Annotated in this window: 27 protein-coding genes; 19 read left to right on the top strand and 8 right to left on the bottom strand. The window is 56.1% G+C overall.

From position 1 onward, the window contains the following. Window positions 1–214 precede the first annotated feature (214 nt). The 10 genes from KVT34_RS15300 to KVT34_RS15255 all read left to right on the top strand — a co-directional run bounded on the left by KVT34_RS15300 (window position 215) and on the right by KVT34_RS15255 (window position 10,466). A complete protein-coding gene (locus KVT34_RS15300) occupies window positions 215–853 on the top strand; it encodes a helix-turn-helix transcriptional regulator (RefSeq protein WP_042229947.1) in 639 nt (212 codons plus the stop codon). A gap of 96 nt (window positions 854–949) precedes the next feature. Continuing rightward, a complete protein-coding gene (locus KVT34_RS15295) occupies window positions 950–1,954 on the top strand; it encodes a DUF1702 family protein (protein WP_217559632.1) in 1,005 nt (334 codons plus the stop codon). Window positions 1,955–1,997: 43 nt separating this feature from the next. Then, window positions 1,998–2,894: a YqaJ viral recombinase family nuclease gene (locus KVT34_RS15290; protein ID WP_217559630.1), complete on the top strand. Its 897-nt coding sequence runs from the start codon at window positions 1,998–2,000 to the stop codon at window positions 2,892–2,894. Between the two features lie 12 nt (window positions 2,895–2,906). Beyond that, complete coding sequence (locus KVT34_RS15285; protein ID WP_217559628.1) at window positions 2,907–3,755, top strand: RnfABCDGE type electron transport complex subunit D; 849 nt, start codon at window positions 2,907–2,909, stop codon at window positions 3,753–3,755. A 39-nt stretch (window positions 3,756–3,794) separates the two neighbouring features. Next, a complete protein-coding gene (locus KVT34_RS15280) occupies window positions 3,795–4,127 on the top strand; it encodes a hypothetical protein (RefSeq protein WP_217559626.1) in 333 nt (110 codons plus the stop codon). A gap of 224 nt (window positions 4,128–4,351) precedes the next feature. Then, complete coding sequence (locus tag KVT34_RS15275; protein ID WP_217559624.1) at window positions 4,352–6,421, top strand: bifunctional aldolase/short-chain dehydrogenase; 2,070 nt, start codon at window positions 4,352–4,354, stop codon at window positions 6,419–6,421. 163 nt (window positions 6,422–6,584) lie between these two features. Beyond that, window positions 6,585–7,346 (top strand): DeoR/GlpR family DNA-binding transcription regulator, encoded by a 762-nt coding sequence (locus tag KVT34_RS15270; protein ID WP_217559623.1) that lies wholly within the window; start codon window positions 6,585–6,587, stop codon window positions 7,344–7,346. A 133-nt stretch (window positions 7,347–7,479) separates the two neighbouring features. Then, the gene (locus KVT34_RS15265) at window positions 7,480–8,223 is read left to right on the top strand and encodes a (Fe-S)-binding protein (protein WP_217559622.1); all 744 of its coding nucleotides are present in this window, start codon (window positions 7,480–7,482) and stop codon (window positions 8,221–8,223) included. Further along, window positions 8,210–9,721 carry a LutB/LldF family L-lactate oxidation iron-sulfur protein gene (locus KVT34_RS15260; protein ID WP_217559621.1) on the top strand — a complete coding sequence of 504 codons (1,512 nt, stop codon included), beginning with the start codon at window positions 8,210–8,212 and terminating at the stop codon, window positions 9,719–9,721. Before KVT34_RS15265 ends, KVT34_RS15260 begins: the two co-directional genes overlap by 14 nt. After that, complete coding sequence (locus KVT34_RS15255; protein WP_217559620.1) at window positions 9,714–10,466, top strand: LutC/YkgG family protein; 753 nt, start codon at window positions 9,714–9,716, stop codon at window positions 10,464–10,466. Before KVT34_RS15260 ends, KVT34_RS15255 begins: the two co-directional genes overlap by 8 nt. 282 nt (window positions 10,467–10,748) lie before the next feature. Here the strand turns inward: KVT34_RS15255 and KVT34_RS15250 are convergent, their stop codons facing one another. Next, window positions 10,749–11,597 (bottom strand): M15 family metallopeptidase, encoded by an 849-nt coding sequence (locus KVT34_RS15250; protein WP_217559619.1) that lies wholly within the window; start codon window positions 11,595–11,597, stop codon window positions 10,749–10,751. An 820-nt stretch (window positions 11,598–12,417) separates the two neighbouring features. Here KVT34_RS15250 and KVT34_RS15245 point away from each other — a divergent pair. Next, entirely contained in the window at window positions 12,418–13,488 is a 1,071-nt protein-coding gene (locus tag KVT34_RS15245; RefSeq protein ID WP_217559618.1) for a hypothetical protein, read from the top strand. 134 nt (window positions 13,489–13,622) lie between these two features. Here the strand turns inward: KVT34_RS15245 and KVT34_RS15240 are convergent, their stop codons facing one another. Then, window positions 13,623–13,964 carry a hypothetical protein gene (locus tag KVT34_RS15240; protein WP_217559616.1) on the bottom strand — a complete coding sequence of 114 codons (342 nt, stop codon included), beginning with the start codon at window positions 13,962–13,964 and terminating at the stop codon, window positions 13,623–13,625. Between the two features lie 296 nt (window positions 13,965–14,260). On the opposite strand from KVT34_RS15240, the gene KVT34_RS15235 reads away from it, so the two are divergent. The 3 genes from KVT34_RS15235 to KVT34_RS15225 all read left to right on the top strand — a co-directional run bounded on the left by KVT34_RS15235 (window position 14,261) and on the right by KVT34_RS15225 (window position 16,733). Further along, on the top strand, window positions 14,261–15,118 hold the full coding sequence (locus tag KVT34_RS15235; RefSeq protein WP_217559614.1) for a sugar phosphate isomerase/epimerase family protein: 858 nt from the start codon (window positions 14,261–14,263) through the stop codon (window positions 15,116–15,118). Window positions 15,119–15,342: 224 nt separating this feature from the next. Further along, entirely contained in the window at window positions 15,343–16,137 is a 795-nt protein-coding gene (gene thyA, locus KVT34_RS15230; protein WP_217559612.1) for a thymidylate synthase, read from the top strand. Window positions 16,138–16,247: 110 nt separating this feature from the next. Further along, window positions 16,248–16,733: a dihydrofolate reductase gene (locus KVT34_RS15225; RefSeq protein ID WP_217559610.1), complete on the top strand. Its 486-nt coding sequence runs from the start codon at window positions 16,248–16,250 to the stop codon at window positions 16,731–16,733. A gap of 145 nt (window positions 16,734–16,878) precedes the next feature. On the opposite strand, the gene KVT34_RS15220 is transcribed toward KVT34_RS15225, so the two are convergent. Then, complete coding sequence (locus KVT34_RS15220; protein ID WP_217559773.1) at window positions 16,879–17,064, bottom strand: hypothetical protein; 186 nt, start codon at window positions 17,062–17,064, stop codon at window positions 16,879–16,881. Between KVT34_RS15220 and KVT34_RS15215 the strand changes: the two genes are divergently transcribed. Beyond that, window positions 16,988–17,896 (top strand): Gfo/Idh/MocA family oxidoreductase, encoded by a 909-nt coding sequence (locus KVT34_RS15215; protein ID WP_217559608.1) that lies wholly within the window; start codon window positions 16,988–16,990, stop codon window positions 17,894–17,896. The two genes, KVT34_RS15220 and KVT34_RS15215, sit on opposite strands and share 77 nt — an antisense overlap. Window positions 17,897–18,260: 364 nt before the next feature. Here the strand turns inward: KVT34_RS15215 and KVT34_RS15210 are convergent, their stop codons facing one another. From KVT34_RS15210 to KVT34_RS15195, 4 genes are all read right to left on the bottom strand, one after another. Next, window positions 18,261–18,905 (bottom strand): YcnI family copper-binding membrane protein, encoded by a 645-nt coding sequence (locus KVT34_RS15210; RefSeq protein ID WP_217559606.1) that lies wholly within the window; start codon window positions 18,903–18,905, stop codon window positions 18,261–18,263. A 94-nt stretch (window positions 18,906–18,999) separates the two neighbouring features. After that, window positions 19,000–19,668 (bottom strand): response regulator, encoded by a 669-nt coding sequence (locus KVT34_RS15205; protein ID WP_217559604.1) that lies wholly within the window; start codon window positions 19,666–19,668, stop codon window positions 19,000–19,002. Then, window positions 19,631–20,467, bottom strand: a complete 837-nt coding sequence (locus tag KVT34_RS15200) for a sensor histidine kinase (RefSeq protein ID WP_217559603.1) — start codon at window positions 20,465–20,467, stop codon at window positions 19,631–19,633. Before KVT34_RS15200 ends, KVT34_RS15205 begins: the two co-directional genes overlap by 38 nt. 225 nt (window positions 20,468–20,692) lie before the next feature. After that, window positions 20,693–20,938 carry a hypothetical protein gene (locus tag KVT34_RS15195; RefSeq protein ID WP_217559602.1) on the bottom strand — a complete coding sequence of 82 codons (246 nt, stop codon included), beginning with the start codon at window positions 20,936–20,938 and terminating at the stop codon, window positions 20,693–20,695. 230 nt (window positions 20,939–21,168) lie between these two features. Here KVT34_RS15195 and KVT34_RS15190 point away from each other — a divergent pair, with 230 nt between their 5' ends. Next, window positions 21,169–22,509, top strand: coding sequence for a helix-turn-helix domain-containing protein (locus tag KVT34_RS15190; protein WP_217559601.1), 1,341 nt, complete (start codon window positions 21,169–21,171; stop codon window positions 22,507–22,509). 284 nt (window positions 22,510–22,793) lie between these two features. On the opposite strand, the gene KVT34_RS15185 is transcribed toward KVT34_RS15190, so the two are convergent. Further along, on the bottom strand, window positions 22,794–23,387 hold the full coding sequence (locus KVT34_RS15185) for a TVP38/TMEM64 family protein (protein ID WP_217559600.1): 594 nt from the start codon (window positions 23,385–23,387) through the stop codon (window positions 22,794–22,796). 213 nt (window positions 23,388–23,600) lie between these two features. Here KVT34_RS15185 and KVT34_RS15180 point away from each other — a divergent pair, with 213 nt between their 5' ends. The 3 genes from KVT34_RS15180 (at window position 23,601) to KVT34_RS15170 (ending at window position 26,264) form a co-directional block, all read left to right on the top strand. Next, window positions 23,601–24,215 (top strand): type II toxin-antitoxin system PemK/MazF family toxin, encoded by a 615-nt coding sequence (locus KVT34_RS15180; protein WP_254634877.1) that lies wholly within the window; start codon window positions 23,601–23,603, stop codon window positions 24,213–24,215. 214 nt (window positions 24,216–24,429) lie between these two features. After that, window positions 24,430–25,251: a 5-oxoprolinase subunit PxpB gene (pxpB, locus tag KVT34_RS15175; RefSeq protein ID WP_217559599.1), complete on the top strand. Its 822-nt coding sequence runs from the start codon at window positions 24,430–24,432 to the stop codon at window positions 25,249–25,251. Beyond that, on the top strand, window positions 25,248–26,264 hold the full coding sequence (locus tag KVT34_RS15170) for a 5-oxoprolinase subunit C family protein (RefSeq protein WP_217559598.1): 1,017 nt from the start codon (window positions 25,248–25,250) through the stop codon (window positions 26,262–26,264). The genes pxpB and KVT34_RS15170 overlap by 4 nt, the downstream gene beginning before the upstream one ends. Window positions 26,265–26,267 lie beyond the last annotated feature (3 nt).

The following is a 26,267-nucleotide window of genomic DNA, read 5'->3' as shown; positions in this document are numbered from 1 at the left end:
CCAGTTTCCTCCAAATGAAATTTGAATGAATATACCTACCTTTTTCCTAGGATGTGAAACTTCATGACAAAAAAAGACGGATAGGCAACAATTCAAGCAGATCACCGACAAATGATTATTGGTAAAATTTATTACAGAAGCATTTAATAAATCTTTTTATTATTTATCGCTATTTTATGAAATAAAAGCCAATACCAAGAGGGGGATGAACGAAGTGGATTTGCTGGTCTTTGTACATAAAGCCGAGAAATGTAAAGATTACCTGGCGGATTTGCTGCTTCTTTCCAAAAAAGTGAAGTTGACCGAGTTTGTCGATTTTAACTCCGCTCTCCAACTGGTCAAGCAGGCGCACTACAAACTGATCGTATTTCTTACTTTCGAGCCGGCCTTTCCGAGAACCTGGAACGTGAACGAGCTGCGAATCAACAGCCCTCTGCTCGCGTTAGCCGGAGCCGATAAAATCAGCTTATCTTCCTTAATATCTCTGATCGATATGGTGGCCCAGAATGAAGAAGTTTCCCATGATAACCGGCTTTTCGCGGAATCGCTGGCCTACATCGACGAAAACATATGCGAGAACGATCTGAATCTGGAGAAAGTCGCTTCGCAAATTTACGTCAGCCGGTGCCATTATTCCCGGATGTTCCAGAAGTATGTGGGCACGGGCTTCAAAGAATATGTGATGAATAAGCGTATTCAGAAAGCAAAACTTCTTCTGCAAAGGGGAGAGCCTGTGACCGATGTCTGCTTCTCGGTAGGTTACAACGACTTGACTCATTTCGGCAGAATTTTCAAAAGGAAGGTGGGGGTTAACCCGTCTGTCTACCGATTGAACAAAGCCGCTTCGCAATAAGCAGAAAAAGGAGGGAAATGAAGAAAATAAGCAGGTCACTGTCTTCTAAAACGCGTCAACCGTTTCAGCCACAAGGAAAGCGGAGGAGATGGATCCATGCAGGTTATTTTAGTCGCATCGGCAATCGGGGCGTTCCTGGCCGTTCTTGCTCCCTTTATTTATTTAAAAGCTTTTCACCGCAGCATCCCGAAGATGGTTGCCAAATTCCCGCTCACGCACAATGTCCATTACGACCGAAAATTTCCGCAGATTTTAAGAGCGTTCTTGTCCGGCAGCAACTGGGCTTTGAAACCGGTACTGCCGATGTCGGGGCTGCGTGCGAAGCTGGACAACCGTTTTGAACCGTTCTACAGAGGCTTCGCTTACGAAGGGGCCGGCATGGGACTCGGCGTGAAATCCGCATTATTCCCGTCCGGGGGCAGGCGTTTCGAAGCTTACATTCATAGGCTCTCGCCGGGGTATCTGTATCAGTATTACGTGGGACTCGGATGGTATCTCGCGATCCGGCACGGCTTCCGGTACGGGGGATACAAGCGCTGGATCAAGCAGCTCCATCCCAGATACGCGCCCATTGTGTTCGACGGAGCGGGATTTAAAACGGCATTGTTTCACTACAAGAAAAATAAACAGATAATTCAGAAATTTCAACGTTTTCCTTTCTCCTACCAGCGCGTCTGTTACCAAGGCTTCGGCCGTTGTTTATGGTTTTTGACGGAATTCGATTTACAAAAAACCGCTGCCGAACTGGAAAATTTGCCTGCTGAATTCAGACGCGATGCATATAGTGGAGTAGGGCTAGCCGCAGCTTACAGTTTTTTCGATCAGCTTGCGTTTGCGGCCCATGCGGATAAACAGATTCCGGAGCAATACCGGCCTGCTTTCCGGCAGGGGCTTGCCTTCGGCTGGGAGGCGCGCCGTTTGCAGGACCCCGTTTACTGGGACGAACAACTGGAGAGATACACCTATCCCGTCATTCTCAAAGTCACCGGATTTGTGGACCGTGTCCACGAGGCCGTGCAGTTGTTGGGGCAGGACGATACGGAAGCGGATTATTACTTGAGATGGATGGATACGGTGCGGAGTCTGCTTAAGGAAAAATAGCTCGTAACCGCAGCGGGAGCTGCCGGTGTAAAGGAGTGAGGGTATGCGTGCGAAGAAGCTTGTGAATACCCGGGCTGTGTCTGATGAGGAATGGCTGGCCTGGCGGAGGCAAGGAATCGGCGGCAGTGATGCGGGAGCCGTCTGCGGAGCGGACAAATGGAAAACGGCGCTGGAAGTTTACCTGGACAAAACCGGAGAACTGCCTCCTGCGGAAGAGAAAGAAGCGATGAAGCTCGGCAGTAAGCTCAAAGATTTTATCGCACGGGAATTTACGGATCGGACCGGACACCGGGTGATGAGAAGAAACTGGATTTTTCAGCACCCGGAGCACTCTTTTATGCTGGCCGGCCTGGACCGCTGGGTGATCGGCTCTCAAGCTGGCCTCCTATGCAAATCAACCGGCGAATTCAGTAAGGAAGAATGGGAGGACGGCCGGGTTCCCGCGAAAATTGATTTTCAGTGCCAGCACTATATGGCCGTTACGGGCGCGGACCACTGGTGGGTAGCCGTTCTGATCGGCGGCAACAAGTTCCGTACGGTGCGTCTGGAGCGCAGCGAAGAGCGGATCAGGCGGCTTATCGACCGGGAAGCCGTATTTTGGAACGAGCATGTCCTGCGAAGAAGACCGCCGGCCTTCGACGGAACGGACGCTTCGTCCGATCTGCTGAACCGGCTGTATCCCCCGGCGACGAGCCGGAACTCCTCCGTGCCCTTGACGGAAGAGGCGGAGCGGTGGATCGGACAGTACCGGCAGGGGGCGGAGGAAGAAAGGGCGGCGGCGCTGCGCAAGACGGAGGCGGAAAACAAGCTCAAGGGACTTCTGGGCGACCACGAGCAGGGCACGGTAGGGAACTACAAAGTGGAATGGAAAAGCATCAACCGGAAGTCGGCCCGTTTCGCCCCTTACAGACGGTTTCAGATTTCTACCATTACGAAATAACGGAGGAATTGCATGCGCAACGAAATGAATACGCATTTGCGTTCGGTCGTATCCTGGCGGGATTACCGGATTGACCCGAGATACTTTATTCTGGTGTTCCTCAGCAGCTTTGCGATAGCCGGGCAAGTGTACTTGGGCTTTTTTCAGAAATGGGACGCGGTTCTTGCGGCCGTCGTTTGTTGCACGGGGACGGAAATCATTTTGAACCGGTTAAAAAATAAAACGTGGATGTTTCCGCTCAGCGCCCTGATCACGGGAATCGGCATCTCTCTGCTGCTCAGCTCCAATCAGCTGTGGCCTTACGCGCTCACCGCCGTCATCGCGATCTCGCTGAAATATGCCATCCGCTTTAAGGGCGGGCATATTTTCAACCCCAACAACGTGGCGATGGTCATCATGCTCTACTCCCTGCCCCAGTATGCGGTGAGTACCCCCAAGCAGTGGACGAACGGGATCGGCGTCATGATTCTGATCTTGTGCCTGGGCATCGTGGTGTGCTACATCGCCAACCGGCTCGACGCGGTGCTGGCTTTCCTCGGGAGCTTTACGCTGTTTGCGTTCGTGCGGCATTTCTTCTTCGGAGCGCCTTTGTTTGCGGCCCTTGGGCCCCTCATGGGCGCCTCCCTTCAACTGTTTGCCTTCTTCATGATCACGGACCCCAAGTCCACGCCTGCGACAAGAAGCGCCCGTATCGCGTTTGCCTTTTTCGTCGCCCTGCTGGACGCGGTCTTCCGGATCAACCGGTTTCCGAATCCGCAGTTCTACGCGCTGTTTCTGGTCTGTCTGGCCCTGATCATTCCTTACCGGTTGTGGGCTTCCCGCAAAACGGAGTCGAAGCCGGAACTGACGGCAAACTCTTAAACTGACGGGGCGATTAATTCGACAAAAGAGGTGAACGCCATGTGCCGGAACGGGACATGCAGGGGGGCTTTCAACGGCGGAGAGGGGACAGGCTGCGGCAGACACTGCGCTGACCTCCGGACGGAAGCCTATTCTAATGAAGGAACGGATGGTACACAAGCAAAACCGGGAAGCCGGCACGCAAACCAGGTCGAAAAGCAGCCGGAAAATCGGATGCCAAGCCGTACGGAAACTCAGCCGGGGCACAGGGAGCGAAGCGACGAACAGAAACAGGGGAAGCGCGACCGTCTGCCGGCCGACCATTTGCCGTCGAGATATTTCCTGCGCACGAAGTATTTTAAATACTGGGACTTCTGGGACCATTTCCGCTAACCCGCAAGCCGTAACCCGTAACTCGCTACGTATACAGACAACTCCATAAAATAAAGACAAAGACAGGACGAGCCCCCGTTTTTGTCTTTTTTTATTTATTCAAAGAAAACAAACATAAAAATAAATATTCAAAAATAAATAAAGATATGATACGATTAAATAAAAGGAAACAAACGAAAATAAAGCAAAACAATATTCGTTCAATTCCTGAGGAGGAGCACAAAATGACGGCAAATTTATGGGATGCGGAAATCGCGGTAGGCGTTAAGAAAGGGTTGGACGAACTGGTGTACCGGTCGAACCTGCTCGGGTTTGACCGTACGGTCGCCAACTGGGGCGGTGGCAACACCTCGGCCAAAACGGCGGTCACCGATTTTCGCGGGCGGGAAATCGAGGTCATGTGGGTAAAAGGCAGCGGCTCGGACCTTGCAACCATGAAAGCGGAAAATTTCACGGGCCTGCGCCTGGACGATATTCGTCCGCTTATGGAGCGTGAGGAGATGACCGACGAAGAAATGGTCGCCTATCTGGGACATTGTATGATAGACGGCCGGCATCCGCGGGCTTCGATCGAAACGCTGCTGCATGCATTTCTTCCTTTTAAACATGTGGACCATACCCATCCCGATGCCATCATCGCCCTCTGCTGCGCGGATAACGGCAAAGAGCTGGCGCGCGAAATATACGGCGACCGGTTTGTCTGGGTGCCGTATGTGCGTCCGGGTTTTACCCTTTCGAAAATGATCGCCGAAGGCGTACGCGGCAACCCGGCCGCCGAGCTTGTCCTGATGGAAAAGCACGGACTGGTCACCTGGGGTGAGACATCGGCGGCCTGCTACAAGAAGACGATCGAGATTATCTCGGAGGCGGAAAATTTCATCGAATCGCGCGTGAACCGCGCTGAGCTGTTCGGCGGCGCGAAGTACGAAACGCTGGCGGTTTCCGCACGCAGAGAGATCCTCGCGCAGGTGCTGCCGGTCATCCGCGGAGCTGTCGGCGGAGAACGGAAGATGCTGCTGACGGCCGATGCCGGGGAAGATGTGCTGGCTTTCGTGAACAGCCGCGAGGCGCAGGCGCTTTCCCAGGTGGGGGCCGCCTGTCCGGACCATCTCGTTCATACGAAGATGAAGCCGCTCTATGTGGATTGGAATCCCGCCGAGGCGGATATTCCGGCACTTATCGAAGCTTTGAAGTCCGGCATCGCCGCTTACAAGGAAGCGTACGGGGCCTACTTCGACCGCAACAGGAGCGAGGGTGACGTGATGTTCGAGGCGGCGCCGAGAGTGATTCTGATTCCGGGCCTCGGGATGGTGAATACGGGCAAAAGCCGGGCAATGGCCCAAGTGAGCGGCGCCCTCTACCATCGTGCCATCGCCGTGATGAGGGGGGCGACGGCGCTCGGAAACTTCGTTTCGCTGAGTGAAAACGAGTCCTATAACGTTGAATATTGGCCGCTGGAGCTATACAAGCTGACACTCGCCCCGGCAGAAGCCGAATTCTCCCGGAAAGTGGCGTTCATTACCGGCGGAGCGGGGGGTATTGGCGGCGCGGCCGCGCGCGAGCTGCTGAAGGGCGGCGCCCATGTCGTGCTGGCCGACCTGAATTTAGAGGGGGCGCAGACGCTGGCCGCGGAGCTTAACCGGCAGTACGGGCAAGGACGCGTCATAGCCGCCGCAATGGACGTTACAAGCGAAGAACAGGTCGCGGAAGCATACAAGGAAACCGTCCTTGCCTTCGGCGGGGTGGACATCATCGTGAACAACGCCGGTCTGGCGACATCGAGCCCGTTTGAAGATACGACACTGAAAGAATGGAACCTGAACATGAATGTGCTGGGAACGGGCTATTTCCTCGTAGCGAGGGAAGCGTTCAAGATCATGAAGGTTCAGGGAACCGGCGGCAGCATGGTATTCGTCGGCTCGAAAAACTCCGTCTACGCGGGCAAAAACGCTTCCGCCTACAGCACCGCCAAAGCCGCCGAAATTCACCTGGCGCGCTGTATTGCCGCCGAGGGAGGCGCTTACGGCATCCGCGTCAATTCGGTGCTGCCGGATGCCGTCCTCCAGGGCTCGGCCATCTGGAATTCCGGCTGGCGCAGCGAACGCGCCGCGGCTTACGGCATCGAGCCGGATCAGCTGGAGGAGTATTACCGCCGGCGTACGACGCTGCTCGTCAACGTCTATCCGCGCGATATCGCGGAAGCGATCGCTTACTTCGCCTCGTCGAAATCGGAGAAGACGACCGGCTGCATGCTGACCGTAGACGGCGGCGTTCCGGCGGCGTTTACGCGATAGCCGGAGGGGGCGGCGGGTTTGCCAGGCCTTTCGTCTAGTCCCTTCCCGCCCGATATTGTACAATAAAAGAAACAGAGGCGAAGCCCGGACTGCCTGCACCCGTGCGTACGGCAGAAGACAGGTCCGCCTCGGCAAGAATGGAACCATGAAATGAGGATGCACGATGCTTGTAGCGGAAAGATGGCAGAAAATACTCGCGCTGGTCAATGAAAGAGGCAGCATACGGGTGACGGAGCTCAGCGAGCTGTGCGGAGTCACCGAGGAAACGATCCGGCGCGATCTGGACAAGCTGGAGAGCGAAGGCCGGCTGATGCGCAGTCACGGCGGGGCGGTCCGCGTGGGAGAATCCCAGCCCGAGATTCCGTTCAAGGAACGGGAAACGGTGCACGCGGACCTCAAGCGGAGCATCGCCCGGGAAGCCGTCAAGCATATCCGGGAGAACGACCGGATCATACTCGATGCTAGCACGACGGCGTGGTATATGGCGCAAATTTTGCCGGACGAACCGCTCACGGTGCTGACCAACTCGATCCAAGTCGCCGTGGAGCTCAGCTCCAAGGAAAAAATACAGGTCGTTTCCACCGGAGGCCGTCTTCTCCCCCAGTCGCTTTCCTACGCCGGTCCGCTGGCCGAACGCTCCCTGGATACGTACCATGTGGATAAAGCGTTCCTGTCGTGCAAAGGCGTGCATACGGCACGCGGCATTTCCGAATCGAGCGAGCTGCAGGCGCTGGTCAAAGCCAAAATGGTCGCCATCTCCGACGAAGTTTTTTTGCTGGCGGACCACAGCAAGTTCGGCCTGCAGTCGTTTGCCCACGTCGCTTCATGGGAGCGGATCGGGCATGTCATCACCGATTCGTCGACGAGTGCGGACAGCCTGGAAGCCCTGCGCGAGAAAGGCGTAAAGGTTACTCGGCTCACCTGAACCGCCGAGCCGCGTCTTGCCCTGCCCGTTCCCCCATTTTGTTCGCGGAGCGGAACGGGCTTTTTTTTCAATCATCGAAACGTATTTCTTCTATATAAAAGAGAGCGCTTTCAATCGAAAGGGGCGATTCATCTTGAAGGTTTCCTTATTTATCACCTGTTTGAGCGATCTCGTGTATCCCCGGGTCGGGCAGGCAATGGTGCGGCTGCTCGCCCGGTACGGCATCCGGGTTTATTTTCCGGAGGTGCAGACCTGCTGCGGACAGCCGGCTTTTAACAGCGGCTACTGGGACGATGCGCGCAAGTCGGCCCGGACTCTGCTGGAAGCGTTTGACGACAGCGACTTTGTCTTGTCGCCTTCGGGCTCGTGCACGGGCATGGTTCAGCATTATTATCCGAAGCTGTTTGAGGATGATCCGGAGATGCTTGCAAAGGCGGAAGCCCTCCGGCAAAAAACGTACGAGTTTACGCAATTTCTCGTCGGCGTGCTGGGCGTTACGGATCTCGGCGCGGTGTTTCCCCACAGAGTCACCTATCATCCGTCCTGCCACGGCACGCGGCTGCTTGGCATTAAGGACGAACCGGCCTCCCTGCTGGAGCATGTGCGCGGCCTTGAACTTGTTCCGCTGCCGCATGCGGAGGACTGCTGCGGGTTCGGAGGCACGTTTGCCGTCAAAATGAGCGACATATCGGGCGCGATGGTCGCGGAGAAATCCGATCATGTCCTGGAAACGGAAGCGGAGGTGCTCGTCGGTCTCGATATGGGCTGCCTCATGAATATATCCGGGAACCTGCTATACAGAGGCAGACCGGTTAAGGTCATGCATCTGGCGGAACTTTTGGAGGAAGGAGTGAGACGGGCCGATGAGCATGTCTAACGGTAGGAACAGTGTGAAAAACCGGGCGAAAATCGCGCTTAACAACGATTTCCTGCGGAAAGCCGTCAAATTCACGACCGAGCGCCTGAAAACCGGCAAGTTGAACGCGGCCGCCGAGCAGGGAAACTGGGAAGAATGGCGGGAGCGGGGACGGCAGATCCGTCTGCATACGATTGCTCATCTCGATTATTATCTTGGCGCCTTCGTTGAAAATGCGCGGGCGCAGGGCGTCCATGTCCATTTCGCCGAGACGGCGGAGGAGGCGGTCTCGATTACGATGGAGATCGCCCGTCACCGAAAAGCGAAGAGCGTCGTGAAATCCAAATCCATGGTATCCGAAGAGATTCACATCAATCGCGCGCTCGAAGAGCTCGGCATTGAAGCCGTGGAGACGGACCTCGGCGAATACATCATCCAGCTTGCGGGGGAAGCGCCGTCTCATATCATCATTCCCGCGATCCACAAAAACCGCTACCAGATTGCGGAGCTGCTGTCGGAAGAAGCGGGCGAAACGCTCCCGCCCGATACGGCCGTGCTCGCCGGCTTTGTGCGCCGGAAGCTGCGGGAGAAGTTCCTGGAGGCGGACATCGGCATGACCGGCTGCAATTTCGCCGTCGCCGAGACCGGTTCGATCGTTCTCTTCGAGAACGAAGGCAACGGCCGGATGGTCAGCACCGTCCCCAAGACGCAGATCACCTTCATGGGAATGGAGCGGATCATTCCCACGCTGGACGATCTGGAGGTCATGGCGACGCTGCTGCCGCGCTCGGCCACCGGACAGAAGCTGACCGTGTACATGTCGGTCATCTCCGGGCCGAGAAGAGAGCCGGACGGGGACGGTCCGGAGGAAATGCACGTTATCATCCTGGACAACGGGCGCTCGCTTCAGCTCGGAGACCCGGATTTCCAGGAGCTGCTGAACTGCATCCGCTGCGGCGCCTGTCTGAATGCCTGCCCGGTCTACCGGCACATCGGCGGGCATGCGTACGGCGGCACTTACAGCGGTCCGATCGGGGCCGTCCTCACCCCGGCGCTTAACCGGAACACGGCCGAGTGGGACGATATCGCCGGCGCTTCGACCTTGTGCGGCGCCTGCTACGAGGCTTGTCCGGTCAAAATCCCGCTGCACGACATGCTGGTCTATTTACGCGGCCGCAAGGTCGAGAAGGGCCACGGGGATGCGGTGGAGAAGGCGGGAATGTCCGCTTTCGGTTATGTCATGGCCGATGCCAAGCGCTTGAGGCGGGTTGCGGCGCTGGGCAGATTCGGCCAGCGGTTCGTGGCCCGCGGCGGCGTGATCAAAGCGAGAATCGGTCCGCTCAAGGGCTGGAACGCGCACCGCTACGCCCCGGCGCTTCCGCCGAAAACATTCCGCGAGGACTGGAAAAGCCTTGCCGAAGAAGCCGCCGGAAGCCTGCCGGAGATGGACGCGGACGTGAAGCGCCGCATGGAGCGGATTTTGGACGCCCGCCGGAAAGGGGGCGGCCGCCATGAGTAAATCCGCATCCGATTTCCTGAAGAGGCTGGAAGCCGAGTCCAGGCGGAAGCAGGAGGCGTTCTTGGGCGGCATCGCCTCCCGGCTGGGGCGTTCCCGGATAACGGAGCCCCCGGCAAGACCGTTCCGGGGAGCGCCGGACTTCTGGAACGCCGTAGATTTGGACGAAGAGGCGCGTATCCGCCTCTTTATGGACAACTGGCGCAAGGCGGGCGGCCATGCCGAGAAGCTGGGCTCCATGGAGGAAGCGGCCGCTTTCGTGCGGCAGTTGATCCGCGACCTGGAGGCGAGGCAGGTCATCCGCCAAGACCAGCCCGAGCTGGAGGCGATAGCGGCCGTGCTGGAGACGACGGAGGGACTCGACCGCCTCACCGTCTGGAACGCGGAGCATGCCTCGGACGCGGAGAAGGAGGCCATGCTGGCAGACGCGGCCGGAGCCGACATCGGGCTTGTGGCGGCCGACTGCGCCGCGGCTCATACCGGGACGGTCGTGCTGATGTCCTCGCCCCGCAAAGGCCGGAGCGTCAGCCTGCTCCCGGCCGTCCTCGTCGCGGTGGTTCCCGCCAGCCGGCTGAAAATGCGCCTCGGCGAGGTGCTCCGTCCGCTTGACGGACTGGCGGCCGGAGCGAGGCCGGCCGGGATCCACTTCGTATCGGGCCCGAGCCGCTCGGCGGATATTGAGAACGACCTCACCATCGGCGTGCACGGTCCCGGCATTGTCTATGCGCTTGTGGTGGGAGACTGTTAGCGTCATTCGTCCCCGCCGGGCGGGTTCGGCGGCTTGCCTGCGGGAGCAAGCGAGAATTGTATGTCAATCAATTGCCGTTTCCGGGACGCAGTTCCTGAACGACTCTTACTTTCCATGCCGGTACGCGTTAAAGGCCGGAGACGATGCAACCTCCCGCAAATTCTAGCTTCGTCATGCCGCAGCAGCCCGCCTGAGCGCAAAAAAAATGCCGCCCCTCAAAAAGGGACGGCATTTTCTCGTTAGGATTCGGCAGGCTCTATGGTCCGTTCGATGAATCCGATGTTACTTCGCTACCGGTACGGCGTTCAGATACTCTTCCATCGTCGTGTTTTTCGACTTGATATCTTTGGCCATTTGGGTGCCTACATAGCGCAGGTGCCACGGTTCGTACTGATAGCCGGTGACGGATTCCTTGCCCTTCGGATAACGGATGATAAACCCGTATTCGTGGGCGTGGTCTTCCAGCCACTTGGCTTCTGGCGTTCCGCCGAAGCAGTCTTCGGCCGCACATTTGCCTGTGCTTCCCGAAACGTCTATGGCCAGTCCCGTTTCATGCTCGCTGTGTCCCGGTACGGCGCTGTATTTCTTGGCCGCGGCCTCGCCGTCCTTTTGTACGTAACGGTTGAACAGGGTCGTCTGCGTGGAATGGGAGCGGTAAGCGGACACGCCGGCCAGCGGTGTTCCGTCTTGCTTGGCCGCGGCGAACATCTTTTCCAGCGCGCCGGCGGCTTCTTGGCGCATCATGCGCTTTTCGATTTTTTCGGCGAATACGAAATTCACATCCGGATACACCAGATCGGAAGGCTTGTACGAGTCCGGAAGCTTGAATTGTTTGTTAACCAGCACGGTCATGCTTTCCGGCTTGGCGGCCACCTGCTCCGAGCCATCCGTTCCTTTGCCGGCTCCGGTTCCCTTGGAAGATGGAGTCGGTGTCGGCGAAGTCGTCGGCTTGCTCGTGCTTCCCGGTGTCGAGGACGGATTTGCGGAAGGCGAAGTTACCGCTGACATACCCGGATTCGACGTGGCGGACGGGGAGTTCCCGCCCGCTTCCTTGCTGCTCTCGCAGCCGGCGAAGAGTGCGACGGCGGAAGCCAGGATCAGAAGCCGGGTGATTCTTTTTTTCGGGGTCATGGTAGTTCCTCCTTGAATTAAAAAAAGGCGCATCCTTATTCGGGACGGGCCCGGAATACAACCTATTTTATTATACCTTAAGCGGATCGAAAAACCCAATGCTGGGCAATTGTGACTAAGCGGTGAAAACACTATCATCTTGCCATTTCATTCGCTACAATGGGGGTAACGAGAAGGGAGGCAGCAGCTATGATGATCGCATCTCTGATTATCGGCCTGGCTTTGGCGGGTCTGATTTTATGGGCAACGATTTGGATCACCAATAAGGCGTACTCCAGAAAATGGGAAAATCCCGACGAAGATTGAATCCGGGATACCCGACGGTTCCTGCCCGGGGCCCGACTCCGCCGTCCGGGAGAAGGGCATTTTTCGTTTCATGCGTTAACCGTAAGAGAGAGAAGGCAGCAGCATTGCCGGAGATAAACCGCAGGAGACGGAGCGGACGCCTTCTTTGCTCTTTTCAATTCATTCCATTCCATTTTGCAACCCCCGGTTTTACCTCCTTCATAAAGCGTTCTGCTATATATTCGCGCTTTTTGCGGAAAAGGTTCGATTTATTCCGTGCCTGTATGTGCATATCCCGTGAAAAAACCTTCTGACCCGGACATTCATCCGGTTCTACCCGCCGAATGAGGCTCTATTTTCCAAAATAAACCGTTCTTGGCGTTTCACACCTTTCCATTTCGGGTTAACTCCAAATAGGGCAGGATTTCTTCAATTTCCTCCTTTATACAAATTTTTGTCTTTGCTTCCTTTGAAAGCTGTATTATAATCGTTCATGTTCTTAATTATCGTGAGGGATAGAGAGAGGAGAAATCGTGTGAACAAGAAAATTTGGATGTCTGTACTCGTATTATTGCTGACTTTTACTATGGTATTGGCGGGTTGTGGCAAGAAAGAATCACCGAAGACGGCTTTGGAGGAATCCTATACCGCTGCTTCAACGATGAACAGTGCGGATTTCAACATGAATATGACCTTGAACCTGGATTTCCCGGAAGCCGCGGTTAAAGCGGATCCGAACTTGGCGATGGGAGCCAACTTCCTGAAAAACCTGGATGTGACGGCTAAAGGTGTTTACCAGGCTGATCCTATGCAGCTGGAAATGACGCTGGAAGCTAACCTCAAAGGCGACATGCCGATGAAAATTTCCCTTCCTATGGTCATGACCAAAGACAAGATGTATGTGAAAGTTCCGAACATTCCGCTTCTGCCTATTCCTAAAGATGCTGTGGGTAAATACATCGTCGTGGATGTCAACGAGCTGAATCAGACGACGGAAGGCAAAGTGAACGTAAATGCCATCGACGTGAAGAAACAGCAGGAGTTCGGCCAAGAAGCGATGAAAATCTTTACGACCAACTTTGACGAAAAAACATACTTTGTCGATGTCGACAAGAAAAACGCGGGACTGCCCGAGAGCGTAGACGCGAATCAGGTCGTGAAATTCCAGATTACCAATGAAAACCTGGAACCCGCGATCAAAACGATTGTCGAGAAAGTAGCTCCGCAGCTTCTGGATCTCGTATCCAGCGACAAGTATAAAGACATGCTTCAAGTCGATCCGGCCGAAATCGAGAAGGCAAAGAAAGAACTTGCCGCCGGTTCGAGCAAGGAAGATACCCAGAAGGCGATCGACGAGCTGAAAAAAGTGCTGAAGATCAATGAATTCAACATTTTGACGGCCATTAACAAAGATAAATTCCCGGCTTATCAAGAAATTAACGCCAACCTGGACATCACCGATGAAAAGCAGGGTACGATCAAGGTCGGTACGAAAATCAAAACCGAGTACAGCAATATCAACAAGAAGGCTAACCTGCAGCCTCTGCCTACCGATACGCTGACGATTGAACAATTCTCGCAAAAAATGCAAGCTTCCGGCATGTAAGACCCGCTCCGGTAGCGTGTAAGACAAATCCCCGGTTTCCTTGATGGAAGCCGGGGATTTTTGCCGTTGTCCGCCGCCGTTAACTTCATGCAGAAATCGGCGGGACGGAAGGGGGCCGCTATCGGCCGGTTTTATTATTCGGATGTGGAGCCGCGATTAAACAGCTTATACGAATAGTTCATCACGAGGATCATGGCGGCGCGCTGCTCGTCCGTTCTGGCCAGCAGGCAGTGGCGTCTCCAGTCCAGGAAGCGGATGGCGTCCTCGCGGCTGCCGTCCCGGGCTCTCTGCCAGGTGACTTCGATCTCTTCGATCGACGGAATGACCTGATGCCTCCGGTAAAAGCCGACTGTCCGGGAAATGGAAGACCAGTCATATTGCATGGGAAGTCCTCCAACGGTTTCTTCTTCCGCTTTGCCGCTCGAACCCGGTCCGGAACAGGAAGGGAAGTCTTTTCGGGGCTCCTTATTCATCATCGTGTCTTCCTCCTTCGCCTGACTGCCGGATTTACGCAGAGTGCGGACGACTTTTGCCGTATCCTGTATTATTACCTCCGTCTCTTTTAAAGAAAACAGCGAAATCAGTCACAAGGGGGCCGTACGGAGCCGCTTTTAAGAGGAAGAGGGATTATAGGGCGCTATTTTTACGAAAAAGGGGGGCTGGGTGCCGTTTACGCTCCTATATCAAGTAGAAGAGAGCTTGCTTCTTGCGGAACGGTTTTCTATGATACAGGTGTACTTATAACCCTTACAGAGAAACGAGGCGGCCTCTTTTGAAAATCGGATTAAGCTCTTACAGTTTGTACCGTGCCATTAAAGCCGGGGAATTGGACTACGTCAGTGCGTTGGATTGGATTGCGGCTAACGGCGGCGAACACATGGAAGTCGTTCCGCTGGAAATTGATTTTACCCGGGAACCCCAGCTTGTGCAAAACATTAAGGAAAAAGCGAAGTCCGTAGGCATCGAGCTTTCCAATTATGCGGTCGGAGCCAATTTCTTGACCCAAAATGAGGGCGCTTACGAGGAAGAAATTTCCCGGGTGAAGCGGGAAGTCGATGTAGCGGCCGAGCTGGGCGTTAAACTGATGCGTCATGATGTGGCCCGCCATGAAGACGTTTCCATCCGTACGTTCAATGCGAATCTGGACCGCATGATCGAAGCGTGCCGGACGATTGCGGATTACGCCGCTCAGTACGGGATTACGACCAGCATCGAAAATCACGGCTATCTGGTGCAGGCGAGCGACCGGGTGCTTACCGTTGTTCAAGGCGTGGACCGCCCGAACTTCAAGACGACGCTGGATATCGGCAACTTTATGTGTGCGGATGAAAATCCGGTCGCGTCCGTGCAGAAAAATCTGCCGTTTGCTTCTATCGTACATATTAAGGATTTCTATCTCCGCCCTTCTTACCGGAATCCGGGTGAAGGCTGGTTCAAGACGACGGCGGGCAACTACCTCCGGGGTGCTATTGCCGGGCAGGGCGACATCGACATGTGGGAAGTGCTGCGTCTGGTGAAGCGTTCCGGTTTCGACGGCTATCTGTCCATCGAATTCGAAGGCATGGAAGAGTGCAAACAAGGCTCCAAAATCGCCATGGATAACGTGAAACGAATCTGGGCCGAAGTTTAGACGATTCTGTCTTTGCAGAGCCTTTCAGGCTCTATAGAAGAAGCGTTCTGCTTATAAGAAAGGGGACGCTTCTTTCCGGTTACCGGAAGGGAACGGGGAACAGGGAACTTTTTCTGAATAAGGAGAAGTTCTTTTTCATTTTCCGGGAAGGTGGAAACTGATATACTAAGGACAGACTTTGTCCGGCTAAAAAGGAAAACCGATGATTTGAGGTGCGCTTGGAAATGAATAAATATTTGGAACTGCTTAAGGATATTAAGGAAAACGGAACCCGCAAAGAAGACCGCACGGGGACCGGCACGATTTCCGTGTTCGGGCGTCAGATGCGGATGAATCTGGCGGAAGGCTTTCCGCTTTTGACGACTAAAAAACTTCATATGCGCTCGATTATCCACGAGCTTTTGTGGTTTCTGAAAGGTGAAACCAATATTCACTATTTACACGACAATGGCGTCACCATTTGGGACGAGTGGGCCGACGAGGACGGTAATTTGGGCCGTGTGTACGGCGCCCAGTGGCGCACTTGGCAGGCGCCGGACGGACGGGCAATCGACCAGATTACCCAAGTGATCGACCAGATTAAAACCAACCCCGATTCTCGCAGGCATTTGGTTAGTGCTTGGAACGTCGCAGAGGTCGATCAGATGGCGCTGCCGCCCTGCCATTACGCATTCCAGTTCTATGTGGCGGACGGCAAGCTGTCGTGCATGTTCCAGATGCGTTCGGTCGATACGTTCCTCGGTCTGCCGTTCAATCTGGCCTCATACGCGCTTCTCACGCACATGGTCGCGCAGCAGTGCGATCTCGAAGTCGGGGACCTGGTATGGACCGGCGGGGACGTGCATATTTACCTGAACCATCTGGAGCAGGTGGAGAAACAGCTTGCGAGAGAGCCGTTTCCGCTGCCCAAGCTTGAAATCAAGCGCAAGCCGGATTCTATCTTCGACTACGTTTATGAAGATTTCGAGTTTGTCGGGTACCAGTCGCATCCCGGCATAAAAGCCCCGATCGCGATCTGATTGCGGGAGATGCCCGCGAAGACGGTTTCGGGCCGGATTCGAACGGAAAATAGGATGATCCATGAACGGCCGCAAGGTCCGCATGGATCGCAGGAAGAGGTGTTGGCCAGGTGAGTATTTCGTTTATTTTTGCGATGGACCGCAACAATGCGATCGGGATCGACAACAAGCTGCCGTGGCATCTGCCGGCGGATTTGAAATATTTCAAGAAAATGACGACCGGTCATCCGATCCTGATGGGGCGGAAAACATACGATTCAATCGGACGTCCGCTGCCGAATCGGGACAATATTGTTCTGACCCGGCAAAGCGGCTTTGAAGCCGAAGGCTGCACGGTCGTGCATACCGTGGAAGAAGTGCTGGAACGTTACACGGAAGGGGAGGTTTTCGTAATCGGCGGAACGGAAGTGTTCCTGCTGTTCTGGCCTCACGTTGACAAGCTGTACGTGACGTTTATCGACGATACTTTTGAAGCCGATACGTTCTTTCCGGAGATTGATCCCGGCGAATGGACGCTTGTTTCCGACGAGCCGGGTATCCGGGATGAGAAAAATCCGTATGATTACACGTTCCGGGTGTACGAGCGGGCGCAGTGACGCCGAAAATGCCGGTGCCCGAACCGAAATCACAAGCGGATACGTATGCGTCAGAATAGGGTTGGGAGTCCGGCACGGTAACGGGGGTTCCCGGGTGCGCAGGGGATTACGAAGGACGGTAAACGAGCGTTCAACTGCTGCCTTCTCAGCTTCCTCCGGCCGCCCGTTCCTCTACACGGCATTCCTTCTGAAAACCGCAGCACGACTGACCCGGCGGCTTACATAAGCCGGGAAAGCTGAACGGGGGCGTTAAGGTGCAGTCATCAAGCTTACGGATCGGCATGATCGGATTGGACACTTCCCATGCCGTTGAATTTACGAAACTGCTCAACGATCCGGAACATCCTTGGCATGTGCCGGGGGGACGGGTCGTGATCGCCTATCCGGGCGGATCGGAAGACTTCGAGCTAAGCCGTTCCCGCGTGCGGGGGTTCACCGAGAAACTCCGCGGCGAATACGGCGTGGCAATCGCCGATTCTCCGGCGGCCGTTGCGGCGGCATGCGACGCCATCCTGCTTGAATCGGCGGACGGCCGGGTACACACCGAACAGTTCCGGCAGATTGCCGCCTATGGCAAGCCGGTGTTCGTCGACAAGCCGCTGGCCGTCAGCTCGCGGGACGCCGGCGAGATCGCCGCTCTGGCCGCACGGCACGGCGCTGCGCTCCTGAGCAGCTCATCTCTCCGCTTCGCCGAAGGCTTAACGCAAGCGCTTAGCGGCTCGGAGAAGGGAGCGGTCACCGGAGCCGACTGTTTCGGCCCGCTGGCGCTGGAACCGACGCAGCCCGGCCTGTTCTGGTACGGCATCCACATGGTGGAGATGCTGTACGCCGCGCTTGGTCCGGGTTGCGTGCACGTCACGGCGTCAGCCGGGGAGTCGCACGAGGTGGTGGTCGGCGTCTGGGCCGACGGCCGCATCGGGACCGTGCGCGGCAGCCGCGCGGGCAGTCCCGCGTTCGGCGCGGTGGTGCACCGCGAAGGAGGGAGCCGCACGGTCGATATCTCCGCAGACGCGAAGCCCTTCTACGCGAGCCTGCTTGAGCGCGTCATGGAGCTGTTTCGCGGCGGCGAACCGGCCGTCGATATGCGGGAGACGCTCGAAGTGATCCGCTTCATCGAAGCGGCGAACGAGAGCCGCGAGACGGGGCGACGGGTGCATCTTTAGGCGACGTCTCGGTTCGCCTCGTGCGGCGCCCCGGCGTTTTGCCGTCGCGCCCGGAGTCGTTTCGCTCCGCCTGCATCGCCTCGGGGCGTCTCGGTTCGCCTTAGGCCGCTATCGCCGACTTGCATCGCTTCGGGCCGTCTCGCCTCAGGCTGCCCGCACCGGCTCGCACCGGCTCGCGCAGGCTCGCCTCTGGCCGCGGCTCCACGGGGCACCGGCACGCCTCGCAAAAAAAGACCTGAACCGCTGTAACAAGCGGTTCAGGTCTTTTCAAATGAACAAAAAAAGCTGCGGAATCCGTATTCCCGCAGCTTTTTCCGTTTCCGTCCCGCTGCTCCGGCAGGGCGGAAACGGTACATACCTTCGCTTAGGCGCGTTTTCTGAACAGGCTGAGCAGCAGGGAAGCCGCGCTCAGTACCACAGCGGCAATCGACAGGTACAGCGGCGTATTGCTCGCGGAAGCGCCTGCCTGCTGAGCCGGAGCCGCAGTGGCGCTGCCCGGTGCCGTGCTTGTGTTGCCGTGGCTGTCCGTGCCTGCGCCGGCCGGTTTAGCGGCAACCTTCGTTACGGAAGCGGGCTTGTCCGAGCCTTCGGCGCCGGTCCACTCCACTACGCTGCCGTCCTGGTAAGTCTGATAAGCCTTCCAGACGATGGAAGTGGCGTTGTCGGCGACTTTGCCCTGCATATTGAATTCGCCGAATTCGGTTTTGGTCAGACCGCCGTTTTCCGCGGTCCAGGTCACACCCGTGATTTTATCCGCTCCGTCTTTGGCAATTTCGTATTTCCAGCCCGGTTTCGGTTCGAATCGCGAGATGGATACGGCTTCTACCGGGAATTTCACTTCGATTTTGGTAGTCGGCACATCTTTTTCCGTCGGTACGCGAACCGTAAATTTCTGATAGGAACCCGCCGTCGCATCGGCAGGATTAACGGTAACGTGGGCGCTGGCCACGCCGGCAAAGAGCATCAAACCGGCTACAACGGCGGCCGCTTGTATTTTAAGTTTGTTCATGAGTAACTCCCCTTCTCTCGCAATCTTGTAGTAATTTCTACTGTACCCAAAGCGGGCGGAAGAAAGTATGACTCAACTGGGCCATTTTTGCCCCCTAGTTATGATCTTTTCGTGACATTCCGTGTTTCACGGCATAGGCGGTAAGCTGGACGCGGTTATCCATGCCGAGCTTTTCGAAAATGTTTTTCATATGGTTTTTAACGGTGTTTTCCGAAATGAGCAGCTTTTCCGCGATTTGCCGGTTGTTATATCCTTCGGCGACATAGAGGACAATTTCATGTTCACGTGCGGTAAGCTGGGGCAGGGGCTGACCGGAGGCGGCCGGTGCCCCGGACGGGCGGAAGCGCCGCATAAGCCGGTCCGCCATCTGGCGGGCCACCTGGGAATTGTCGTCGAGCAGGGCGTGCAGGTAGCTCAGCCACTCGTCGGGGTCCATATTTTTGAGCAGATAGCCTTGTGCTCCGAACTGAACGGCCGTGAACAGATCGGCCACATCGTCCGACACGGTCAGGATTACGATGCGGATGTGCGGGTAGCGCTGTTTGATCTGGCGGGTCGCCTCCAGGCCGTTCACGGGGCTCATATGGATATCCATGAGCACCACATCCGGCTGCAGATTGCCGCAGAGGGCGATCGCCTCCTCGCCGTTATAGGCTTCGCCGACGACGTTGAATGAAGAATCGTCTTCCAGCAAGCTCTGGATTGCCTGGCGGGCAAGGGGATGATCATCCGCGATGAGAACGCGATAGCAGGTCTCTGACATGAGGTTTCCTCCTTGATGAAGTGACGGACAGCTCCGTACCGTTTCCGGGCGAAGACTGAAGTTCCCACGAGGCTCCGAGTTCGGCCGCCCGCTTGCGCATCATGGTCAGGCCGTAGCGGTGCCGCTGGGATTCGTCCTCTGCGAAGCCGACTCCGTTGTCGGCGATTCTGAGCGACCATTCCGGGCCGCTCGTTTCCAGGTCGATAGAAGCCTGGGTCGCACGGGAATGTTTGCGGATATTGGTGAAAGCTTCCTGGATGATGGCGAAAATCTGCACTTCTTCGGCAGCCGTGAGAACTTTGTCGGTTGCCCGCAGATTTTGGACGGTTTCAATGCCGGTCAGCACTTCCCAGTCCTGCAGCCACTTGCCGATGCGCAGGGTGAAAGAGGTCCCTTCCTCGGGCAGGGACCGGAGATTGAAAATCGCCTGACGGAGATGATGGTCGATTTCGGAAACGGCGGCTTTGGCTTCCTCGGTCTTCCCCTGCTTCAGTTTCACGTTGATAAAAAACAGCGTCTGGGCGAGATTGTCGTGCAGCTCCCTGGCCAGCCGCTCGCGTTCTTCATAGACGGCGCGTTTGGACGTTTCGCGGGCGAGCCGGTTATTGGTGCGTTCAATACTGCGGAACATCCAGGTGGCGAATATGTAGGAGACGAGGAGAGTGAGGAACGTAATGTACCAGTTTCCGGTTTCCATGGACATATAGCTCAGCATGAACTCATGCCGGATAAACTCGAATCCTCCGATAAACAGGGCAGGGGTCAGAGCGGCCAGCCATTTGAGGGTTTTAAGCGACATAACAGCCCGTCCTTTGCATAAATTAATCATTCTTGTCTTAACGGATGTACCCAATATACCGTAACGCGTCCGGAGCAACAAGGCGAGAGAAATTTTCCTCTTCGCAGACCGCGACTTTTTGGAGAAACTTTCGTCTAATGGATTTAGCGGCCTTTTCCGGACGAAAAAAAGCCTTCGGGCATAGCAAAACCGGCCCCTCGGGTCAAAGGGCCGGCTGCGGATCACTCAATAGAGCATTTCCCGTAAGGAAGCTCCTTTATTAATCGGTTGAGCGGGCAGGTCCGCATAACAGAACGGATCGCCCTCTTCCTCCACAACTTCAATCATGAGAATGTGTTCGATCGGCAGAAGGACGTTATCCATCTTAATCAGACCAAACTGTTCGTAGTGATTGGAAATGACACCGGTAATGGTATCTTTGCCGCAGCTGACTTTAACTTTCTGCTTCTGGTATATGAGTATATCAAACATAAATAAACTCACCTCTCTACTAAGATATGACAAGTCATCTGTGATATTCGTCACACCATTTTTTAAAAAGAAAAAACATTAAATTTATTTAAAGACAATTTAAAGATTTGTCTTTAAATAAAGCCTTTCTTTAAAATAGAGGAAGAATGTAAACGCCTACAACACACGGATTGCCGAGGTGCGTGCTTATCGCGGCGGAAATCCGGCCAGGGATAAGGAGGATGGGCAGCATGGAAATAAAACGACCCCCCAGCCGGGACGAAATTGTAATCGGGCTGATCGGTCCGGAAGAGCTTCTCGATAAAGCGGAGGAGACGATCAAAGCTTTTCCCACTTTTCATCCTTTGTCTTTAAAATGGGAAGGGGAGCCGCACCGGCTTCCGGACGTTCAGCGACTCGGCGAGCAGGCCGAGGTGCTGCTCTTTACGGACCCGGACACATTCCGCCTGGCTAAACAGAGCGTCACGTTCGGGATTCCGGCGCATTATGTGCCGCTGACGGGCACCGGCTTATACCGTGCGCTCTATCTGGCCGGCCATACCGGCTCCCCGGGGAAACTGACCGTGGACGGACTGACGGAGCCTGTCGTAGCCAAGGCGCTGAGGGAACTCGGGGTGAACGGCATGGACGTGGTCTGTTACGGCGGACAAAGCGACGGCAGCCTGAAGGAGCTGATCGACTTCCACCGGGCGGGTGCATCTGGGGACACAGTCGCCCTAACGGGAGTGAAAGCGGTTGCCGAGGCTCTGACTAAGGAAGGACTGCGCAGCGAGTGGATCGCCCCGACCGAGCACGATATGACGATTTCGCTGCAGCGCGCGCTGCTCTCCACGGAGACGCGCCGGAGCAAAGAGGGCCAGATCGTCATCGGATTCATCAACATCGACGGATTCGAACGGCTGGCCGCGAGGTCTGGCTCCGAGCACGAAGTGCAGCGGATGAAGCTGGACCTTCACCGGATGGTGCTCGATTACGTCGAACATCTCGACGGGTATCTGAACACGCTCGGCGGGGACGAGTTTCTGTTCATGACGACGAGAGGGATATTCGAGCGGGAGACAGGCGGCTACAAATCGATTCCGCTGGCCAAAGATTTGTCGCTCATGCACGACCTCACGCTGAGTATCGGTATCGGCTTCGGCCGTTCCGCCAACGAAGCGGGTACGCATGCCCGCCTTGCCCTGCGGCGCTCCAAAGATGCGGGCGGCAACATCACGTTCATCGTGCGCGAGGACCGCAGTGTCATCGGTCCGCTGGAGATGACGGAGCCGAACCGGTTCGACCTGTCCCTGCTCGATGCCGAGCTGATCAAGGAAGCGGGGAGGGCGGGCATGACGCCCGCTTACCTGAGCCGGCTGGTCGCGTACGTAACCCGCTTCGGGAAGCTGGATTACACGGCGCAAGAGCTTGCGGGGGTCCTTGATGTGACGGTGCGCAGCACCCACCGCTTCCTGCTGGCTTGGCAGGATGCCGGGCTAGTGGACGTTATCGGCGAAGAACGAGGCGTTTCCAAGGGACGCCCCAAGCAAATATTCCGCCTGGCTTTTCTACAGGAGAGAATCCGTTCGTGACGGTAACCCGTGATCGGTGACTAGTGACTATGACGGGAGGTCCTGCCGGACACTCGCGGATTGGGCGGACCGGACCTCTCGTTTCACGGCAGCGGGAATAAAGACCGGACAGGCGGAGCAAACTGTCAATGATTTACTCCATGCCCGCCCGCTTCCAATCCGCCTCGCGCTTTTTGGCAGCCGTACCCGGGCAGCGCGGTACGCAAATAAAAAAAGCCCCTCGGCAAGGAGCTTTCAAGCAGCGCAGCGGCTGGGGAACGGGTTTATTCCACAGCGGAGTTTTATTAAGCCCGGTGCATGCGGGTCTCGAATTTTTTGCCGAGCAGCCAAAGCAGGCCGATCACGACCAGGACGATCAGGAACTTCCAAGGCTGGCGGATAAAAGACATGAGGTCGTACCCGACGAACGCCATGGTAAACACCATAACCGCCTTCCCGGCTACGATAGCCGGCAGAAAAATCATTTTCTCGACCCGGGACAAAGCCGCCGCCACCACAACCAGCGAAGAAGGCGTGAACGGGAAGCAGCTCAGCAGGAAGATTGTGCCGAACCCATGGTTATGAATCCAATTCATCCCGTTGCGCAATTTGGGCGAGCGGGTCAGCTTTTGCATAAACGCGGTATTGGACAGTCTGCGGAAAAGCAGGAACAGGCAGATCGCCCCCAGACTCGTGCCGAGCCAGGAGTACAGGAAGCCGAAACCGAGCCCGTAGGACGCGGCGTTTCCCATGACAATCACGAACAGCGGAAGAACAGGGATGAAAGCTTCGATAAACGTCAGCAAAATACCGGGCAAAGGACCGAGAGAGTTATAATGAGACAACAGCTGGGCAATATTTTCTTCGGTCAGCACATTTTTTATAGATTCCCAAGTCACGGCGGTTTCAATAGCTCCTTTTTCGGGTAGTGAAAGATCAACTGGACTGTTTTAATGTTTAGTAAAAAAGGGTTTATACATGAGTATAACGAATGAAATCCCGGAATGGTTTCTCGGGCCCAGGCGGCACCCATATCCGGCAGATTGATCCGTTACCCAGTTTTACCTTAAAACAGAATATTTCTTACACAGCACGAAAGGGGAATTTTGTTCATGGCAAACCGCAATCACAACGGAGGTGGCCCTTTGAAAACGGATCTTACCCGCATTCAGGATTACTTGGAGTGGCTTAAAACGAAAATCTATCTGGACTCCCTGTCCGATAAAGCGAAAACGCGTGCCCTGCGCCGCGGTGAAGTCTACAAATGCAATTTGGGAAAAGGCATCGGAAGCGAAGAAGAGAAAGAGCGTCCGTGCATCGTTTTACAAAACGACGTCGGCAACAAACATTCCGGGAACACGATCATCGCGCCTATTACGCATACGGCGGGTATTCCTAGCGTATCCGTAGAACTCAAGGGCAACTATACGTATTTGGAAGCGGGCAAAGAAAAGCAGCTTACCGGTTACGTACTGCTGGCCAATATTATGACTGTCAGCAAGTCGCGCATTACGGGGAGCTGCCTGGCGAACATCCGCGGAGAGATGGACGAGATCGAAGAAAAAGTGATGGTCTCTCTGGGCATGTTCAAAAAATATAAAGATCTTCTCGACAAAAAAGAGAGGGACAAAGCGTTTATCAAACGCCTGCTGCAGGAAAATTACGCGCTCAAAGAGAAACTGGATTTGTATGAGCGTCCCGACAGCGCCTCGGAAATACATGGTTGACAAAGCTTATTTGGTGTGGTTTAATTGTTTTAGCGACTTACAAATATGTTTGATCGGTTGATCAAATCGTATCCAAAGGTCCATTACAATTCAAATATAAGGAGTCCGTTGATTCCTTCGTCTTTAGAAAAAAGATCTCCCGCCAGAGGTCTTTTTTTCATGTCTACTAAATAATACACGGCAGGGGATATTTTGAAACGGGGAGACGTAAAAAGTGGAGCCTAAATCCAGTTCTGCAATCGTTTTCGAGCCGCTTGGAGACCAGGCCGTCGTGCTTCGTCTGGGTGAAGGCATATCCGAGGAAGTTCACCGGCGTGTTCTGGAGGCGGCGGAGGCGATCAGCCGCAGCCCGTTTCCGGGACTGGTCGAGATCGTACCTACCTATACAACGGTCACGGTCTGGTACTCCGTCGTAGAGGCGGCGGTGGCCGCCGGCAGGCATTTCACTCCTTCGGAGCTGGAAGAAACCGAGGCCATGCTGGCAGGCGGGGAGCCTGTCGTTTACACCTGGGTCCGCCGGCATCTGGAACGTGTTCTTGAAACGGGTACTGCGGAGCATCCGGTTCTTCCAGCTTCTCCGTCGCGGGAAATTTTTATTCCGGTATGTTATGGAGGCTCCTTCGGTCCGGATTTGGAGGACGCCGCGCGCGCGCTCGGGATGAGTCCGCAGCAAGTTGTACGGCTTCACAGCGAAGGCGTATACCGGGTCTATATGATCGGCTTTGTGCCCGGCTTCCCTTATTTGGGAGGACTTCCTTCTTCTCTCGCTCTTGCGCGGAGATCGAACCCCAGGGTCGCGATTCCTGCCGGATCGGTGGGAATCGGAGGCAGCCAGACAGGCATCTATCCCCTTACTTCGCCGGGAGGCTGGCATATTATCGGCCGTACGCCGCTTGATCTGCTGCGGACGAGCGAAAATCCTCCTGTTCTGCTGCAAGCGGGGGATACGGTCCGCTTCGTGCCCGTAGACGAAGGGGATTACGAGCGGCTCTGCCGTGAAGAAACAGGGATGGCTAAGGAGGGGAACCGCCGATGAGCCTGCTTGTCGAAAATGCGGGGTTGTACACGACCGTGCAGGATACGGGGCGCTACGGCTTCCGCCGCTTCGGATTTGTTTCCGGAGGGGCGATGGACACCCTGTCGATGCAGGCGGCCAACATCCTCGCGGGCAATCCCCGGCATGCGGCCGTGCTGGAATGGACGCTGCAGGGTCCGCGGCTGCTGCTGCGTCAAGACACGCTGGCCGCATGGTGCGGCCCGGAGCTTGCGGTATACGCCGGAGGGACACCCGTACCCGGCTGGCGCCCCGTATTTATCCGGGCGGGGACGACGCTCGCGCTCGGAAGCGGGCGTAACGGATGCCGGGGCTATCTTGCCCTCGCGGGCGGCTTCGACGTCCCGCTTGCGCTCGGCAGCCGGAGCACTTATACCCGCGCCGGGCTGGGCGGGTTGGAAGGACGGCCGCTTCAGGCTGACGACGAGCTGCTGCCGGGCAGGCCGTCTCCGGCCGCCGAGCGGATGATGGCAGAGCTGCGGCTTCAGGCTTCGGATGAAGACAACGATGTCCGGGCGGCCGCGTGGGAGGCATCCTGGGCCGTCAGACCTGGCGGGACGACGGGTAATCCCGCGGTACTTCGTGTCGTCCGCGGCAGTGAGACCGGCCGGTTCAAGGATGGTCTGGAAGCCTTGACCGGGGGTGTTTACCGAGTGCGGCCCCAATCGGACCGCATGGGCTGCCGGCTGCAAGGCCCCGCCCTGGAGCTGTCCGTTCCGGGCGAACTCGTATCGGAAAGCACGGCGCCCGGGACGATCCAGGTTCCCCCGGACGGACAGCCGATCGTGCTGGCCGCCGACAGCCAGACGACCGGCGGGTATCCGCGAATCGGGCATGTCATCAGCGCGGATCTGCCGGTTCTCGGCCAGCTTGCTCCCGGGGCGTCCGTGCGTTTCGCGGAAGTGACGCTGCACGAGGCGCAGGCGGAGCTGATGCGCCAGGAAATGAACCTGAGGCTGCTCCAGACCGGAGTACGCGCAAGGATGGGGAGATAAGAC

The sequence above is a fragment of the Paenibacillus sp. GbtcB18 genome (assembly GCF_019091125.1).
Classification (GTDB): Bacteria; Bacillota; Bacilli; order Paenibacillales; family NBRC-103111; genus Paenibacillus_F; species Paenibacillus_F chitinolyticus.
The sequence above is the reverse complement of the archived record's forward strand: the minus strand, read 5'-3'. Positions and strand labels throughout refer to the sequence as shown.

Bases quoted from the DNA above. Each gene is read 5' to 3' on its own strand.
- KVT34_RS15250 (WP_217559619.1), bottom strand. From the start codon at position 11,597: ATGACCCCGAAAAAAAGAATCACCCGGCTTCTGATCCTGGCTTCCGCC.
- KVT34_RS15270 (WP_217559623.1), top strand. From the start codon at position 6,585: ATGCTTGTAGCGGAAAGATGGCAGAAAATACTCGCGCTGGTCAATGAA.
- thyA (WP_217559612.1), top strand. From the start codon at position 15,343: ATGAATAAATATTTGGAACTGCTTAAGGATATTAAGGAAAACGGAACC.
- KVT34_RS15180 (WP_254634877.1), top strand. From the start codon at position 23,601: ATGGCAAACCGCAATCACAACGGAGGTGGCCCTTTGAAAACGGATCTT.
- KVT34_RS15210 (WP_217559606.1), bottom strand. From the start codon at position 18,905: ATGAACAAACTTAAAATACAAGCGGCCGCCGTTGTAGCCGGTTTGATG.
- KVT34_RS15295 (WP_217559632.1), top strand. From the start codon at position 950: ATGCAGGTTATTTTAGTCGCATCGGCAATCGGGGCGTTCCTGGCCGTT.
- KVT34_RS15195 (WP_217559602.1), bottom strand. From the start codon at position 20,938: ATGTTTGATATACTCATATACCAGAAGCAGAAAGTTAAAGTCAGCTGC.
- KVT34_RS15280 (WP_217559626.1), top strand. From the start codon at position 3,795: ATGTGCCGGAACGGGACATGCAGGGGGGCTTTCAACGGCGGAGAGGGG.
- KVT34_RS15285 (WP_217559628.1), top strand. From the start codon at position 2,907: ATGCGCAACGAAATGAATACGCATTTGCGTTCGGTCGTATCCTGGCGG.
- KVT34_RS15255 (WP_217559620.1), top strand. From the start codon at position 9,714: ATGAGTAAATCCGCATCCGATTTCCTGAAGAGGCTGGAAGCCGAGTCC.
- KVT34_RS15260 (WP_217559621.1), top strand. From the start codon at position 8,210: ATGAGCATGTCTAACGGTAGGAACAGTGTGAAAAACCGGGCGAAAATC.
- KVT34_RS15290 (WP_217559630.1), top strand. From the start codon at position 1,998: ATGCGTGCGAAGAAGCTTGTGAATACCCGGGCTGTGTCTGATGAGGAA.
- KVT34_RS15170 (WP_217559598.1), top strand. From the start codon at position 25,248: ATGAGCCTGCTTGTCGAAAATGCGGGGTTGTACACGACCGTGCAGGAT.
- KVT34_RS15205 (WP_217559604.1), bottom strand. From the start codon at position 19,668: ATGTCAGAGACCTGCTATCGCGTTCTCATCGCGGATGATCATCCCCTT.
- KVT34_RS15190 (WP_217559601.1), top strand. From the start codon at position 21,169: ATGGAAATAAAACGACCCCCCAGCCGGGACGAAATTGTAATCGGGCTG.
- KVT34_RS15275 (WP_217559624.1), top strand. From the start codon at position 4,352: ATGACGGCAAATTTATGGGATGCGGAAATCGCGGTAGGCGTTAAGAAA.
- KVT34_RS15240 (WP_217559616.1), bottom strand. From the start codon at position 13,964: ATGATGAATAAGGAGCCCCGAAAAGACTTCCCTTCCTGTTCCGGACCG.
- KVT34_RS15200 (WP_217559603.1), bottom strand. From the start codon at position 20,467: ATGTCGCTTAAAACCCTCAAATGGCTGGCCGCTCTGACCCCTGCCCTG.